Origin of the sequence: Roseateles sp. DAIF2, assembly GCF_015624425.1 — a bacterium.
In the GTDB taxonomy this organism is placed as follows: Bacteria; Pseudomonadota; Gammaproteobacteria; order Burkholderiales; family Burkholderiaceae_C; genus Kinneretia.
In genome coordinates, this window is record NZ_CP049919.1 from 2,991,512 (window position 1) to 3,006,366 (window position 14,855).

At 71.5% G+C, this 14,855-nt stretch carries 16 protein-coding genes; 9 read left to right on the plus strand and 7 right to left on the minus strand.

What is annotated here, in order from left to right; all coding sequences use genetic code 11:
* Positions 1-13: 13 nt before the first annotated feature.
* Positions 14-2,050: a TonB-dependent receptor gene (locus G8A07_RS13650; RefSeq protein WP_195797500.1), complete on the plus strand. Its 2,037-nt coding sequence runs from the start codon at positions 14-16 to the stop codon at positions 2,048-2,050.
* A gap of 10 nt (positions 2,051-2,060) precedes the next feature.
* On the opposite strand, the gene pdxH is transcribed toward G8A07_RS13650, so the two are convergent.
* Positions 2,061-2,699, minus strand: coding sequence for a pyridoxamine 5'-phosphate oxidase (gene pdxH, locus G8A07_RS13655; protein ID WP_195797501.1), 639 nt, complete (start codon positions 2,697-2,699; stop codon positions 2,061-2,063).
* A gap of 231 nt (positions 2,700-2,930) precedes the next feature.
* Between pdxH and G8A07_RS13660 the strand changes: the two genes are divergently transcribed.
* On the plus strand, positions 2,931-3,599 hold the full coding sequence (locus tag G8A07_RS13660; RefSeq protein WP_371816452.1) for an NTP transferase domain-containing protein: 669 nt from the start codon (positions 2,931-2,933) through the stop codon (positions 3,597-3,599).
* Here G8A07_RS13660 and G8A07_RS13665 read toward each other — a convergent pair.
* Positions 3,572-4,072, minus strand: a complete 501-nt coding sequence (locus G8A07_RS13665; RefSeq protein WP_195797502.1) for an Lrp/AsnC family transcriptional regulator — start codon at positions 4,070-4,072, stop codon at positions 3,572-3,574. The genes G8A07_RS13660 and G8A07_RS13665 overlap by 28 nt on opposite strands.
* Before the next feature lie 139 nt (positions 4,073-4,211).
* Between G8A07_RS13665 and G8A07_RS13670 the strand changes: the two genes are divergently transcribed.
* On the plus strand, positions 4,212-4,586 hold the full coding sequence (locus G8A07_RS13670) for a VOC family protein (RefSeq protein WP_195797503.1): 375 nt from the start codon (positions 4,212-4,214) through the stop codon (positions 4,584-4,586).
* 9 nt (positions 4,587-4,595) lie between these two features.
* On the opposite strand, the gene G8A07_RS13675 is transcribed toward G8A07_RS13670, so the two are convergent.
* Positions 4,596-5,207, minus strand: a complete 612-nt coding sequence (locus G8A07_RS13675; RefSeq protein ID WP_195797504.1) for a gamma-glutamylcyclotransferase — start codon at positions 5,205-5,207, stop codon at positions 4,596-4,598.
* Between the two features lie 175 nt (positions 5,208-5,382).
* A complete protein-coding gene (locus G8A07_RS13680) occupies positions 5,383-5,757 on the minus strand; it encodes a VOC family protein (RefSeq protein WP_195797505.1) in 375 nt (124 codons plus the stop codon).
* Between the two features lie 222 nt (positions 5,758-5,979).
* On the opposite strand from G8A07_RS13680, the gene edd reads away from it, so the two are divergent.
* Together edd and G8A07_RS13690 are read left to right on the plus strand one after the other, a co-directional pair.
* A complete protein-coding gene (gene edd, locus G8A07_RS13685) occupies positions 5,980-7,818 on the plus strand; it encodes a phosphogluconate dehydratase (protein WP_195797506.1) in 1,839 nt (612 codons plus the stop codon).
* A 34-nt stretch (positions 7,819-7,852) separates the two neighbouring features.
* Positions 7,853-8,491, plus strand: coding sequence for a bifunctional 4-hydroxy-2-oxoglutarate aldolase/2-dehydro-3-deoxy-phosphogluconate aldolase (locus G8A07_RS13690; protein ID WP_195797507.1), 639 nt, complete (start codon positions 7,853-7,855; stop codon positions 8,489-8,491).
* Positions 8,492-8,583: 92 nt separating this feature from the next.
* Here the strand turns inward: G8A07_RS13690 and G8A07_RS13695 are convergent, their stop codons facing one another.
* Positions 8,584-9,120 (minus strand): PaaI family thioesterase, encoded by a 537-nt coding sequence (locus G8A07_RS13695; protein ID WP_195797508.1) that lies wholly within the window; start codon positions 9,118-9,120, stop codon positions 8,584-8,586.
* A 49-nt stretch (positions 9,121-9,169) separates the two neighbouring features.
* Here G8A07_RS13695 and G8A07_RS13700 point away from each other — a divergent pair, with 49 nt between their 5' ends.
* On the plus strand, positions 9,170-9,652 hold the full coding sequence (locus G8A07_RS13700) for a MarR family winged helix-turn-helix transcriptional regulator (RefSeq protein WP_195797509.1): 483 nt from the start codon (positions 9,170-9,172) through the stop codon (positions 9,650-9,652).
* Between the two features lie 8 nt (positions 9,653-9,660).
* Here G8A07_RS13700 and G8A07_RS13705 read toward each other — a convergent pair whose 3' ends face one another.
* Positions 9,661-10,335 carry a Crp/Fnr family transcriptional regulator gene (locus tag G8A07_RS13705; protein WP_249937330.1) on the minus strand — a complete coding sequence of 225 codons (675 nt, stop codon included), beginning with the start codon at positions 10,333-10,335 and terminating at the stop codon, positions 9,661-9,663.
* Positions 10,336-10,423: 88 nt separating this feature from the next.
* On the opposite strand from G8A07_RS13705, the gene G8A07_RS13710 reads away from it, so the two are divergent.
* Positions 10,424-11,989: an adenylate/guanylate cyclase domain-containing protein gene (locus tag G8A07_RS13710; protein ID WP_249937331.1), complete on the plus strand. Its 1,566-nt coding sequence runs from the start codon at positions 10,424-10,426 to the stop codon at positions 11,987-11,989.
* 116 nt (positions 11,990-12,105) lie between these two features.
* On the plus strand, positions 12,106-12,447 hold the full coding sequence (locus G8A07_RS13715; protein WP_195797512.1) for a DUF4148 domain-containing protein: 342 nt from the start codon (positions 12,106-12,108) through the stop codon (positions 12,445-12,447).
* On the opposite strand, the gene G8A07_RS13720 is transcribed toward G8A07_RS13715, so the two are convergent.
* Positions 12,448-14,079, minus strand: a complete 1,632-nt coding sequence (locus tag G8A07_RS13720) for a PAS domain-containing methyl-accepting chemotaxis protein (RefSeq protein WP_195797513.1) — start codon at positions 14,077-14,079, stop codon at positions 12,448-12,450.
* A 116-nt stretch (positions 14,080-14,195) separates the two neighbouring features.
* On the opposite strand from G8A07_RS13720, the gene G8A07_RS13725 reads away from it, so the two are divergent.
* Positions 14,196-14,855, plus strand: a complete 660-nt coding sequence (locus tag G8A07_RS13725) for a CatA-like O-acetyltransferase (RefSeq protein WP_195792620.1) — start codon at positions 14,196-14,198, stop codon at positions 14,853-14,855.

Below are 14,855 nucleotides of genomic sequence, written 5' to 3' on the forward strand. Positions count from 1 at the left end.
GGAGAAGTCCCCGATGAACACGACGACCACGATCAAGACCCGCCTGGCGCTGGCGGCGGCCCTGGCCTGCCTGAGCGCCGGCAATGGCTGGGCCCAGCAGCAGGCAATGACGGCGGCCCCCGAGCAACTGCAGCCGGTGCTGGTGACCGGCAACCCGCTGCGCGACAAGGAGTCGACCCAGCCGAGCCTGCAGCTGTCCGGCGACGCGCTGACCCTGCGCCGCGCCGCGACCTTGGGCGAGAGCCTGGACGGCCTGCCCGGCGTGGCGGCCACCTATTTCGGCCCGAACGCGAACCGCCCGGTGCTGCGCGGCCTGGATGGCGACCGGGTGCGCCTGCTCAGCAACTCCGGCGCCTCGATCGACGCCTCTAGCCTCAGCTATGACCATGCGGTGCCGGTCAATCCGCTGGTGGTGGATCGCATCGAGGTGCTGCGCGGCGCGTCCGCGCTGCTCTATGGCGGCAGCGCGGTGGGCGGCGTGGTCAACACCCTGGACAAGCGCATCCCGCGCGCGGCCGCGCGTGGCCTGTGCGGCGCGGCCGAGCTGCGCCTGGGCGGCGCGGCGAACGAGCGCAACGGCGCCCTGACCCTGGACGGCGGCAACCAGGCCTGGGCCTGGCATGCCGATCTCTCCGGCCGCAAGGCCGACGACCAGCGCGTGCCCGGCGGCCGCGTGCGCAACTCGGCCAGCGACAGCCATGGCGGCGCCATCGGTGCCTCGGCGCTGTTCTCGCAGGGTTATGCCGGCGTCTCGCTGGAGGACTACCGCAACGACTATGGCGTCACGGTCGAGCCGGACGTGACGATCAAGATGCAGCGCCAGCGCCTGGCCACCGCCGGCGAATGGCGCGATGCCGGCGGCCCGCTGCCTCGCATCCAGTGGCAGGCCAGCCGCTCGATCTACGAGCACAAGGAGGTCGAGGGCTCGGGCGAGGTCGGCACCCTGTTCCGTAGCCGCGGCAACGACCTGCGCGTCGAGGCCGAGCATGCGCCGATCGGCCTTTCACATGGGGATTTGCGTGGCGTGGTCGGCCTGCAATGGGAGCGCTCCGACTTCTCGGCGCTGGGCGAGGAGGCGCTGGTGCCGGCCACGCGCAGCCGCTCCGGCGCGCTGTTCCTGCTCGAGCAGTACCGCAGCGGGCGGCTGTCGCTGTCGGCCGGCGCGCGAAAGGAGTCGGTGCGCATTGACTCCAGCGGCGATCTGCCGGGCGCCGAGGAGCCGCGCTTCGGCGCGGCCGAGGGCCGGCGCTTCGCGCCGCGCAGCCTGTCGCTCTCCGGCGGCTACCAGCTGAGCCCGGCCTGGAGCCTGCAGGCCAACCTGAGCGACACGCAGCGCGCGCCGATGTTCTACGAGCTCTATGCCAACGGCGTGCATGTGGCGACCGGCGCCTACGAGCGCGGCGATCCGGCCCTGGGGCTGGAGCGCGCGCGCGGCGTCGACCTGGGCCTGCGCTGGCAGGGCGCCGACAGGCGCCTGCTGCGCCTGAACGTCTACCAGACGCGCTTTCGCAACTACATCGCGCTGGACGCCACCGGCGCCAGCTTCGAGAACGAGGAGGGCGAGAGCCTGCCCGAGTACCGCTACCGCGGCGTGCCGGCGCGGCTCTCGGGCCTGGAGATCGAGGCGCGCACCGGCCTGCCGCAGATGGACTGGGCCGGCCCCTGGCGCTTCACCCTGGGCGGGCAGTTCGATGTGGTGCGCGGCAGCAACCGCGCCACCGGCGAGGCCCTGCCGCGCCTGGCGCCGCAGCGCGCGACCCTGTCGCTGACGGCCGACGATGGCGGCCTGTGGAGCGCCAGCCTGGAGCTGCGCCTGGCGGCGCGCCAGGACCGCGTGCCGGCGCTGGACAAGCCCACACCCGGCTACGGCCTCGTGCGCGTCGGCCTGGCGCGCCAGCTCAAGCTCGGCGGCCATGACGCGCTGTGGTATCTAAAGCTGGACAACCTGGGCAATACCAAAGCCTACAGCGCCACCAGCATGGCGACCCTGCGCGACCTCGCGCCGCTGCCGGGCCGCTCGGCGCTGATGGGGCTGCAGCTGCGCTTCTGAGGCGCAGGGCTCAGGGGGCCAGGCGCTCCTTGAGCCAGCTGCCGTCGGCCTGCAGGCGGTAGCTCAGGCGGTCGTGCAGGCGCGACTTGCGGCCCTGCCAGAACTCCCAGCGCTCCGGCACCAGGCGGTAGCCGCCCCAATGCGGCGGGCGCTCGGGGTTCAACCCATGCTGGGCCGCGGCCTTGGCGGCATTGGCCACCAGCACCGCGCGCGAGGCGATCACCTGGCTCTGCGGCGAGGCCCAGGCGCCCAGGCGCGAATCGAGCGGGCGCGATCGGTAGTAGGCGTCGGACTGTGCCGCCTCGACCGGCTCGACCCGGCCCTCGATGCGCACCACCCGCTCCATTTCCACCCAGTGGAACTGCAGCGCGGCATGCGGGTTGGCGGCCAGCTCGCGGCCCTTGCGGCTGTCGTAGTTGGTGTACCAGACGATGCCGCGCTCGTCATAGTCCTTGATCAGCACGATGCGGGTCGAGGGCCGGCCATCGGCGCCGACGGTGGCCAGGGTCATCGCGTTCGGCTCGGGCACGTCGCCCGCCAGGGCCTCGGCCAGCCAGGTCTTGAACTGGACCAGCGGCTCGCCGGCCACCTGGTGCTCGTCGAGCTCGCCCTGTTCGTAGCTCTTGCGCAGATCGGATAGTTTGCTCATGGCGGCAAGTATGTCGGCAAATGCCGCCGCCGCGGTCCGACGCTCGCACCAAGGGTTAACCGGTAGTCAAAAACCTGTAAGTGAACCTCCCAGTGCCATCCCCGGGAGCCGCTGGCATGCTGTCTCGTAAGGAGCTGGGCCGGCGCAGACCGGCGGCTTCAGGGATCGATTGACCTGGATGGTGTTGCCGTAGTGAAAGTGGTTGGAGCAGTTGCAGAAGGATCGCGGCGGATGATGAAAGGTCGGCCGGTTGTCATCGTGCTGGCGGCGGGGCGCGGACTGCGCTTTCGCGGCCCGGGGCACAAGCTGGAGCAGGCGCTCGGCGCCGAGACGGTGCTGGGCTGCACGCTGAAGAACGCCATCGGCACCGGCTTGCCGGTGGTGGTGGTGACCAGCCCGCGGCTGGCGCCGGCGGTGCGCAGCCTGGTGGCCAGCCGCGACGTGATCGAGCTGGTCGAGCTGGACGCCAAGGGGCGGGCGCAGCCGGTCGGCATGGGCCATTCGATTGCGGCCGGCGTGGCCGCCACCGGCGATGCCGACGGCTGGCTGATCCTGCCGGCCGACATGCCGATGCTGCAGCCGGCCAGCGTGCTGGCGGTGGCCGAAGCGCTGGAGCAGCATCCGGTGGCCTTCGCCCAGCATCGCGGCCAGCGCGGCCATCCGGTGGGCTTCAATGCCGAGCTCTATTCCGAACTGATGGCGCTGCAGGGCGACGAGGGCGCGCGTCGCATCCTGGCCCGCTATCCCTCGCATGGCGTGGAGCTGGACGATGCCGGCGTGCTGATCGACGTGGACACCCAGGAAGACCTGGCGCGCCTGCAGGGCCAACTGCCGCAGCCGCCCGGCGCGGCCGCGACCCCCTGGCCGGGCGCTCAGGCGGGGGGCGGCGGCGACGCCTGAGCCGGGCCGTCCTCGGGCAGCGCCAGCGGGCCGCCGCGGCGCAGCGCGTCCAGCACGATCTGGGTCTTGAAGCTGCGCACATTCGGGTCGTGCAGCAGGCAGGCCTGGCAGAAGGCCTCGTAGGCCGGCAGGTCGGCCGCGACGATCACCAGCACATAGTCCGCCTCGCCGGTGACGCCATAGCATTGCTGCACCTCGGGCCGGGCCAGCACGCGCTCGACGAAGGCACGCGCGGCGCGCGCCGACTCGTCGACCAGGTCCACATGCACCAGGGCGGTCAGGTTCAGCCCCAGCGGGCGGCAGTCCAGCTGCGCGGTCTCGGCCTGGATCACACCCTCGTCGCGCAGGCGCTTGAGGCGGCGCTGCACCGCGGCGGCGGACAGGCCAACCTGGGCGCCGATCTGTTCGCCGGAAAGCGTGGTGTCGCGTTGGTAGAGCGAGAGGATGCGGAGGTCGAGTCGGTCCAGGGGCATGAGGCGCGGGTCGGAGCGTCGGGCGGGGCCAGCTTGCGGCGCGGCCGCATTCACGAGGGCCGGAATGCGCCGCGACGACAGCGCCCTGCGGCGACAGTGGAAGCCTCGCGATTATTGTTGATTAAGCTTCTCCAAACCCATGATCGACCATATCTCCATCGGATCCCATCGTTACGCCGAGGCCGTCGCCTTCTACGGCCGGGTGCTTGCGCCGCTGGGCCTGTCGCTGCAGCGCGATACCGGCAAGGAGGCTGCCTTCGGCACCGCCGATCGCTGGTGCTTCTTCGTCTATCCCGCGGAGACGGCCCAGGCCGTGACCGCGGCGGGCGCCCATATCGCCTGGGGCGCGCCCTCGCGCGCCGCGGTGGAGCAGATGCATGCCGAGGCGTTGGCCGCCGCCGGCGCCGACCTGTGGGCACCGCGCACCCGACCCGACATCAGCGACAGCTATTACGGCGCGATGTTCAGCGACCTGGACGGCCACCGCGTCGAGGTCAAGACCGACGCGGCTTGATCTTGCTTTTCAGCAGGCGGAGCGGGCCGGCCGGGCCAGGTGCACCGGCAGCGGCTCGCACAGGCCATGGCCGACCGCCAGTGCGTGCTGGCGCTCCAGCTCGCGGTCATGGATGCCATGGCTGCGCAGGCTCTGCACGGTGCGCTGCAGATAGTCCAGGGTCGAGCCGTAGCGGCCGCGCGCATGGCGGAACACGCTCAGCAGCTCCGCGTCGCTGAGCGCGCCGGTCCAGTGCGGGTTGCGGCGCGACAGGGTGAAGGCCAGGGCCGGTACCACGCCCTGGCCGCCATGCTGCGGCTGGCAGGACAGCCAGCGCGGCCGGTAGACGCCGCTGACCATCTCGCGCGCCCAGACCTGGCGCAGCACCGCCTCGGCTCGCGCGGCGCCGATGCGGTACAGCATGCCGACGCAGCAGCCGCCCGACAGCAGGGCCAGCACCAGGCCCGGCCGCTCCGGCGTGCCGCGGTACAGGCGCGAATGCATGCGCAGCGCGCGATGAAAACCCTGGATGCGGGCGCGCTGCTGCTCGTCGAACTCGAACTCCGGGCGCCAGATCAGCGAGCCATAGGCGAACAGGTGCAGGTCGCGCCCGCGCACATGGTCCAGGTACTCCTGCAGCATCCGTTCGCTGCGTGGCGCCCAGTCGGCATCATGACTCTCGGCAGGTGCGGTTTGCCGCGGCTCGTCAAAGGCAGGGTCAAGCGGAGCACTCATCGGCTCAGCATATTGCCACGGCAAGGCGTGCGCCCGGCCGGTGCCGTACTGCCCGTGTAACTTTGCCGCGACGCTCTGGTTTTTACGCCGCGTCCTCGCGCGGCTGGAAGATCTCGATCGGGTTGCCCGACGGATCCTCGATCAGCGCCTGCTGGCCGCCCGGGCCCTTGATCGGGCGGCTCCTGAAGGTGATGCCGATCTCGTCGAGCCGGGCGAGCGTCGCCGTGATGTCCTTGACCGGGATGACCAGGCGGTTCCAGCCGCCGGGCTCGGGAAGCTGCCCCGACTTCAGGCGCTTGCGCGCCGAGGTGCCAGGGCCGCTGAGCCAGATCGACAGGCCATGGCCCTTCATCACCGCAAACGGCGGCCCCCAGCGGTCCGCCAACCGAAAGCCGAGCGCCCGGTAAAAGGGCAGGGAACGATCCACGTCTTCGACCAGATAGCGCACGACGGCCATGGCTCCTCCCAGAGCAGCGGTGAGCGTGAGTATGCGCGGGCCGTGCCTGTTTCCCAAGGAAACCTTGCGGTGGCTGGACCTGCGCTACAACAGGAGCGTCAAGCAGCTTTCCCTGTAACCGCGCCGTACTCAGATATTCACCCTGTAGAGAGAGCCCGGCCGCGCGTGAGCGTGTAATATGGTTACCAATTTCCTACCCGTCGAGTTACATCGACCCAAGGCATGAACAAGACCATCAGCAGCGTCACCGATCGGATCCGCCAGCGCAGCGCCGCGACGCGCCAGCGCTATCTGGACGGCATGGCCCGCCTGGCCGGGCGCCAGCGCGGGGTGGAGCGCATGGGCTGCGCCAATGTCGCCCATGCGGTGGCGGCGATGCCGGCCAACGACAAGCTGCGCATCGTGGCCGAGAAGGCGCCGCATCTGGCGGTGGTGACTTCCTACAACGACATGCTGTCGGCGCACCAGCCCTATGAGACCTATCCGGCCCTGATCCGCGCCGCGGCCCACAAGCGCGGCGCCACCGTGCAGGTGGCCGGCGGCGTGCCGGCGATGTGCGATGGCGTGACCCAGGGCCTGCCCGGCATGGAGCTGAGCCTGTTCTCGCGCGACAACATCGCCTTGTCGACCGCGATAGCGCTGTCCCACGATGTGTTCGATGCCGCGCTGCTGCTGGGCATCTGCGACAAGATCGTGCCGGGCCTCTTGATTGGCGCCCTGCATTTCGGTCATCTGCCCTGCGTGTTCGTGCCGGCCGGCCCGATGAGTTCGGGCCTGTCGAACAGCGACAAGGCCAAGGTGCGCGAGCAGTACGCGGCCGGCAAGGTGGGGCGCGAGGAACTGCTGAAGGCCGAGTCGGCCGCCTACCATGGCGCCGGCACCTGTACCTTCTATGGCACGGCCAACAGCAACCAGATGCTCTTGGAGGCGATGGGCCTGCACCTGCCGGGCTCGGCCTTCGTGCATCCGCATGACCCGCTGCGCGACGCGCTGACCGAGGCCGCGGTGGAGCGCGCGCTGGCGATCTCGCAGCGCGGCGGCAGTGTCGAGGCGGGCAATCTCGCGCCGATCGGCCGGGTGGTGGACGAACGCGCGATCGTCAACGCGATGGTCGCGCTGCTGGCCACTGGCGGCTCGACCAACCACCTGATCCACTGGGTCGCGGTGGCGCGCGCGGCCGGCATCCTGATCGACTGGAGCGATTTCTCCGAGCTGTCCTCGGTGGTGCCGCTGCTGGCACGCGTGTATCCGAACGGCGCGGCCGATGTGAACCAGTTCCAGCAGGCCGGCGGCCCCGGCTTCGTGATCCGCGAGCTGCTGGACGCCGGCCTGATGCATGAGGACGTGCTGAGCGTCAACGGCACCAGCCTGCGCCCGCAGACCCGCCTGCCGGTGCTGGCGGCCGATGGCAAGAGCGCCGCCTGGCAAGACCTGCCCCCGGCCAGCGGCGACGAGGGCGTGCTGCGCGGTGCTGCCGCGCCTTTCAGCCCGACCGGCGGCCTGAAGCTGCTGAGCGGCAACCTGGGCCGCGCGGTGATCAAGGTCTCGGCCGTGCCCGAGGACCGCCACATCATCGAGGCGCCGGCGCGCATCTTCGACAGCCAGGAAGCGATGCAGGCCGCCTTTAAGGCCGGCGAGCTGGAGCGCGACGTCGTCGTCGTGGTGCGCTTCCAGGGCCCGCAGGCCAACGGCATGCCGGAGCTGCACAAGCTGACACCGCCGCTGGCGGTGCTGCAGGGCAAGGGCTTCAAGGTGGCGCTGGTGACCGACGGGCGCATGAGCGGCGCCTCCGGCAAGGTGCCGGCCGCGATCCATGTTTCGCCCGAGGCCCTGGCCGGCGGCCCGCTGGCCAAGCTGCGCGACGGCGATCTGGTGCGCATGGACGGCGTCAACGGCCTGCTCGAGGCCCTGGTGCCGGCGGCCGAATGGGCCGCACGCGAGGTGGCGCAGATCCGCCCCGAGGCGGTGGACGACAACGGCCAGGGCATCGGCCGCGAGCTGTTTGCCGGCATGCGCCGCAATGTGAAGAGCGCCGAAGAGGGCGCCGTCACGTGGCTTTGATTTCTTCTTTCCTCATTCTTGCGAATCGATCGACATGAGCATCAGCACCGACACCCTCAGCCTGGCCGGCCATGGCCCCGTCATCCCCGTGATCGTGATCCAGCGCCTGCAGGACGCGGTGCCGCTGGCCGAGGCGCTGGTGGCGGGCGGCGTCAGGGTGCTGGAGGTGACCCTGCGCACGCCGGTGGCACTGCAGGCGATGGAAGCGATGGCCAGGGCCGTGCCGGAGGCCATCGTCGGCGCCGGCACCCTGCGCACGGTGGCCGATGTGAAGGCGGCGCGCGACGCCGGCTGCCAGTTCGGCGTCAGCCCGGGCTATACCGATGCGATCGGCGCGGCCTGCAGTGAGCAGGGCCTGCCGCTGCTGCCGGGCGTCTCGACCGCCAGCGAGGTGATGCAGGCGAACGCCGCCGGCTATTCCTTCCTGAAGCTCTTCCCCGCGGTGGCGGTGGGCGGCGTGAACCTGCTGAAGGCGCTGTCCGGCCCCTTCCCGGACGTGGCCTTCTGCCCGACCGGCGGCATCTCGCTGGAGAGCGCGCCGCAGTTCCTGTCGCTGCCCAATGTCAAGGTCTGCGGCGGCTCCTGGCTGACCCCGCAGGACGCGGTGGAGCAGGGCGACTGGGCGCGCATCACGCGCCTGGCCGCCGAGGCGCAGGCCCTGCGCAAGCAATAAGGTCTTTGCGACCACGACATCCGAGGATCCGGCTCCGCCGGTCCTACGGATGTGCCCCCTTGAGGGGGCGCGCGCAGCGCGTAGGGGGTGGGCTATTGAAGGTCAAAGATCATGCAGGTGGTGCTGGCGTGGGCATACAGCCGGCCGTCATGCCCCAGCAACTGCGCCTCCGAGGTGGCGATCTGCTTGCCGGTGTGCACCACCTTGCCGATCGCGCGCACCAGCGGCACCTTGGCGTTCAGCCCGCGCACCAGGTTCACCTTGAACTCCAGGGTCGTGTAGCCTTTGCCGACCGGCAGGATGGTGTGCACCGCGCAGCCCAGCGCCGAATCCAGCAGGGTGGCGAACCAGCCACCATGCACGCCGCCCAGCGGGTTGTAGTGGCGCAGCAGCGGCGTACCCTGGAACACCGCTTCGCCATGGGCGACCGAGATCAGGGTGAAGTCCATGGTCTTGGCGATATGCGGCGGCGGCACCTCGCCGGACAGCAGGGCCTGCATCTGCTGCAGGCCGGTGCGGCCCGCCAGCTGGTCCGGCCGCGCCAGGCCGGGTTCGGCCAGCATGCGGCCGCGCACGGCCTCCTCGTCGGCCATCCATTGGCGCAGCACCTGCTCGTGAGCCTCGGACATCGTTCGCTCCAAAAGTTGTAGCTGCAACCATTGTAGATACAATCATCAAATGGCCACTGTCACCCGCGCTACAGCCCGCCAGGGCAAACCGCCCCGGGCGGGCGCCGACCCGGCCGGTCCCAAGGGCTGCACCAACTTCAAGCTGCGTCAGCTGACGCGCCGGGTCTCGCAGCATTGCGAACCCTTCTTCGCGGCAAGCGGGCTGAAGACCACGCAGTATTCGCTGCTGGCCCATGTCGACGTGCTGGGGCCGGTGCAGCCCAGCCAGCTGGCGCGCCGCATGGGGCTGGACGCCTCGACCCTGTCGCGCAATCTGCAGCCGCTGCTGGCCGCGGGCTGGGTGGAACTGGTCGCCGGTGGCGATGCGCGCAGCAGCCTGGTGCAGGCCAGCGCCGCCGGCCGCGCCAAGCGCGCCGAGATGAAGGCCGACTGGAAGCGGGCCCAGCTGGCGCTGAACCGTCGCCTGGGAGAGGAGCGGGTGGCGCGCCTGCATGCGCTGCTGGACGACTGCCTGGCGCTGCTGGATGGCTAACTAAGGGATCAAGCCTCCTCGCGCGCGGCCTCCAGGCGCGCGCGCAGGGTCGCCAGATCGGCCAGCAGCAGGGTCTTGCCCTCCTTTCGCACCAGGCCCTCGCGGCTCAGCGCGCTCAGCTCGCGCGCCACCTGCTCGCGGTTGGTGCTGATGCGGCTGGCCAGGTCCATATGCTTGGGCACCGGGGTCAGCCGGGCCTGGTTGCCGTCGACGGCGGCGCCGCCGGCCTGCGCCAGGCGCAGCAGCTCGGCCCACAGGCGCTGCTGCACGTTCAGGGTGCTGAGCTCGACCACCCGGCCCGACAGGCGCCGCACCATGCCGGCCAGGCGCTCCATCACGCGCTGGCCGATCAGCGGCTCGTCGCGCATCAGCGCCAGGAAGTCGGCGCGCGGCAGCACCGCTAGCACGCTGGGCTCCAGGGTCAGCACGTCGGCCGAGCGCGGCCGGCCGTCGACCGCCGCCACCTCGCCGAAATAGTCGCCCGCGTCGTAGTCGCTGAAGGTCACCTGGCGGCCGCCGGCCGAATAGGTCGTGACCCGCACCCGGCCCGAGACCAGCAGGTAGAGGTCGGCGTCCGGCGCGGCGTTCGCGACCAGGCTGATCTGCGCCTCGGTGCTGCGCCAGCGGCATTGGCGCGCCAGCGTCTCGAGCCGCTCGGCCGATAATCCTTGCAACAAGGGCATATCGCGGAGCGCGAAGCTGGACGGTACGGCGGGCATCAAGGGCAGGATGAGCAGTTCGGGTGGGGGCATTCTGCCTTCGGCGAACCGCTTGCGCTGGATCAGCGGCTGGGTGCTGCTGAGCTTCGTCACGCTGCACCTGGCCAACCATGCGCTGGGCCTGCTGTCGCTGCAGGCGGCCGATGCCCTGCGTCTGCTGCTGCATGGCTTCTGGCGAGGCCCGTTCGGCACCCTGCTGCTGTACGGCGCGGCGGCGCTGCACCTGGGCCTGGCCCTGTGGAGCCTGCTGGCGCGGCGCAGCCTGCGCATGGCGCCGCTGGACGCGCTGCGCATCGCGCTGGGCCTGCTGCTGCCACTGCTGCTGCTGACCCATGTGCCCAGCACGCGCTGGGCCTATGAGCAGTTCGGGCTGGAGGCGCCCTATGCGCGGGTGGTGCGCGGGCTCTGGACCGCCGATGGCGCGCTGCTGCAGCTGGGCCTGATGACTGTGGCCTGGAGCCACGCCTGCCTGGGCCTGCATATCGCCTGGCGGGTGCGCCCGCTGTACCGGCGCTCGCGGCCGGGCCTGCTGTTGGTCGCGGTGCTGCTGCCGCTGCTGGCCGCGCTGGGCTTTCTGATGATGGGGCGCGAGCTGGCCTGGCGCGAGCTGCCCGAGGCGCTGCGCACCACGCCGGCCCAGGCCGCGCTGGTGGCCGAGTTCAAGCGCCTGGCCTGGAGCCTCTACGGCCTGGCGCTGCTGACCCTGGTGGCGCTGCGCAGCCTGCGCGCGCTGCTGGAGCGGCGCCGCGGCGCGACCGTGGCGCTGGACTATCCGCAGGGCCGCGTGCTGGCGCGCGCCGGCTGGAGCGTGCTGGAGACCAGCCTGGCGCATGGCATCCCGCATGCGGCGATGTGCGGCGGGCGCTCGCGCTGCTCGACCTGCCGGGTGAGAGTCGAGGGGCCGGCCGCGCATGCCAATCCGATCGGCGCCGACGAGCGCCGCACCCTGGCGCGGGTCGGTGCGGGGCCGGACGTGCGCCTGGCCTGCCAGCTGCGGCCGCGCGGCGCGCTGCGCATCACGCCGCTGATCGACAGCCGCCGGCCGGCCGAGCGGCCGGAGCGCGAGGTGGCGGTGCTGTTCGTCGACCTGCGGCGCTGGTCGGGCTTCTCGGAGCGGCATTGGCCGGCCGACCTGGTCTATGTGCTGGACCGCTATTTCGCCCTGGTCGGCGAGGCGGTGGGCGAGGCCGGCGGCCTGGCGAATCAGTTCGTCGGCGACGGCGTGATGGCGATCTTCGGCCTGGACTGCCCGCTGCCCGAGGCCAGCCGCCGCGCACTGCGGGCGGCCGGGCTGATCGCCGCGCGCATGGAGGCCTGGCGCGCCGAGATCGAGCAGCAGTTCGGCCACGCGATCGACTACGGCATGGGCCTGCATTGCGGGGCCGCGGCGATCGGTGAGGTCGGCCATCGCGACATCACCAGCCTCACCGCGATCGGCGAGGTGGTCAACACCGCGAGCCGCCTGCAGGACCAGTGCAAGCAGGCCGGCACGCGCCTGCTGGTGTCCGAGGCGGTGCTGCAGGCCGCCGCCGAGCCGCTGCCGGCGGCCGGGGAGCGGCTGCTGCTGCAGCTGCGCGGGCGCAGCGCGCCGCTGGCGGCCTATCGCCGCAGGCCCTGACGAGCATCTGTCCGGAACTGTGCGTTTAGGCACTGCGGGGCCGCGGCCGGCCGCGCAGACTTCGGTCCATGGCCTCGCATCCCGCGCGGCACCGCAACGAAGGAAGGAACGCCACCATGTTCAACCACAAGCCCCTGATCGCCCTGGCCCTGATCGCCGCCAGCGGCCTGGCCCTGGCCGACAGCTCGCGCGACGACATCGACCCCGCGCTGCAGAACGCTAGCAAGCCCTCGACCTTGACTCGCGCCGAGGTGCAGGCCGACCTGGCCCTGTGGCGCCGTGCCGGCGTGCCGGGTGCCTATGGCGAGCAGACGGTCGATACCAGCAGCGCCAGCTACCAGGCCGCGTTCGCCGAGTACCAGCGCCTGCGCCAGGGCCCTGCCTTCCTGGCCGAGGTGCGCCGCATCGAGGGCGGCCAGCCGGTGGCCCGCCAGAGCAAGTCCGGCCAGCCGGGCTGACTAGGTCATCTGCGCTGCCTCGCGTCGCAGCTTGGCGGCGCGGCGCAGCGCCGGCGCATCCGGCTGCGCCACGGGTGACAGGTGCTCCTGCAAGCGGAACACGCGCAGCGCCGCGTTGACCTCGCCGGCCTGCTGCTGCAGCTGCTCGGCCGAAGCCGCCAGCTGCTCGACCAGCGCGGCGTTGTGCTGGGTGATGCCGTCCAGCTGCTGCACCGCCTCGTGCACCTGCGAGATGCCCTGCAGCTGCTCGTGCGCCCCCTGGTCGATGCCGTCGATCAGGCCGGCGAACTCGCGCACCGACAGCAGGGTCTCGTCGATGCTCTGGCGCGCCGCACGGGTCTGCTGCTCGCCGACCTCCACCTTCGCGGCCGAATCGCTGATCAGCTGCTTGATCTCGCGCGCCGCGCCGGAGCTGCGCTGCGCCAGCGCGCGCACCTCGGCCGCCACCACCGCGAAGCCGCGTCCATGCTCGCCGGCGCGCGCCGCCTCGACCGCGGCGTTCAAGGCCAGGATATTGGTCTGGAAGGCGATGCCGTCGATCAGCTGGATGATCTCGGCGATGCGCTGCGAGGCGCCGGCGATGTCGCCCATCGTGTCGGTCACCGAATGCACGACCGCGCCGCTGCGCTGCGACACCGCGCTGAGCTGGTCCGCCACGCCATGGGCCTGGCGCGCCGCCTCGGCGCTGGCGCGCACGGTGGCGGTGATCTGCTCCATGCTGGCCGCGGTCTGCTGCAGGCTGGCGGCCTGCGATTCGGTGCGCGCCGCCAGATCCTGGTTGCCTCGTGCGATCTCGTCGCTGGCCGCCACCATGCGGCCCAGCTCGCGCTGGCTGTCCGAGACCAGCGCGCGCATATTGACCACCAGCTGATTCAGCGCCAGCTCCAGGCCACGGGTCAGGCCGTTGCCGCTAGTCTGCAATTGCTGGCTGAGGTCGCCGGCGGCCAGGCGGTTCGCGAAGGCCAGCACCGGCGCCAGCGCGCGGCGCCGCCGCGCCTGCAGCCACAGGCCGGCCGCTCCGGCCAGCAGCGCCAGCGCGGGCAGGGCGCCGTACCAGGGCAGGGCGGCCATCAGCCCGCCGGCGCCGCCCATCAGCAGGTAGCCGAGCCAGCCGTCGAACTGGCGCGCCACGCGCCGCGCGTGGCCCAGCAGCGCACCGGACCAGCCGCCGCGCAAGACCTGGCCCTCGTGCAGCCGGTGCTGGGGCGAGCGCCCCTCGTGGGCCTCGGCGCGCATGCGGGCGTAGAGCGTCTCGGCCGCTTCGATCTGGGCCCGGCTCGCCTCGCTGCGCACCGACATATAGGCCACCGGCCGGCCACCGTCCAGCAGCGGCGTCACGTTGGCCAGCACCCAGTAATGGTCGCCGTTCTTGCGGCGGTTCTTCACCAGGCCGGACCAGGGCTTGCCGGCGGCTATCGTGGCCCAGAGGTCGCGGAAGGCCTCCGCGGGCATGTCGGGGTGGCGGATCAGGTTGTGCGGCTGGCCCAGCAGTTCCTCGCGGGTGTAGCCGCTGACCTCGACGAAGGCCGCGTTGCAATGCAGGATGCGGCCCTTCAGGTCGGTGGTCGAGACCAGGCTGCGCCCCGTCGGAAAAGGGTACTCGCGCTGGGTGACGGGCTGGTTGTCTCGCATCAAGGTCTCCGGTGTTCTGGAGACAGCTTGTCAGGGTTTGCACCGTGTGGACTTGATATGGCTCAAGTCGCGGACCGGCGCGCGGGTGTGGGCGCGGGCGCCGGTACGATGTCACGATGACGATGAGTGCAGCTAAACAACTCCGGCTGGAAGGCTGGCCGCGGCGGGCGGCGTTCGAACATTTCCGCGGTCTGGCCCAGCCCTTCTTCAGTCTGTGCGCGACCGTCGATGTCGGCGCGCTGGCCGCGCGGGTCCGGGCCTGCCCCGGCGCGACGCCCTTCCTGGTCTATCACCATGCGGCGCTGCGCGCGGCCAATGTGGTCGAGCCCTTCCGCTACCGGCTGGACGGCGCGGGCGTGCGGGTGCATGCGCGGGTGAATGGCAGCACCACGGTGCTGCGCGAGGACGGCGAGAGCCTGGGCTTCGCCGATCTGCCCTATGAGCCGAAGCTGGCGGACTTCGTCGCGCGGGCGCTGCCGGTGCTGGCGGCCGCGCGCCGGCCGGCGCCCGGGCTCGGCGCGGAGGGCGCGGCGCTGGACGAGCAGGCGCCGCTGATCCACATGACGACGATTCCCTGGCTGTTCTTCAGCAGCTTCAGCCATGCCCGCGGCGCGGGCGACGACGTGCCGAAGCTGGCCTTCGGCCGCATCGTCGAGCAGCAGGGGCAACGGCTGATGCCGGTGGGCGTCGAGGTCCATCATGCGCTGATGGACGGGCTGCATGTCGGTCGCTTCTACGCGGCGATGCAGGCCGCGCTGGATGGCGAGGAAGCCTGA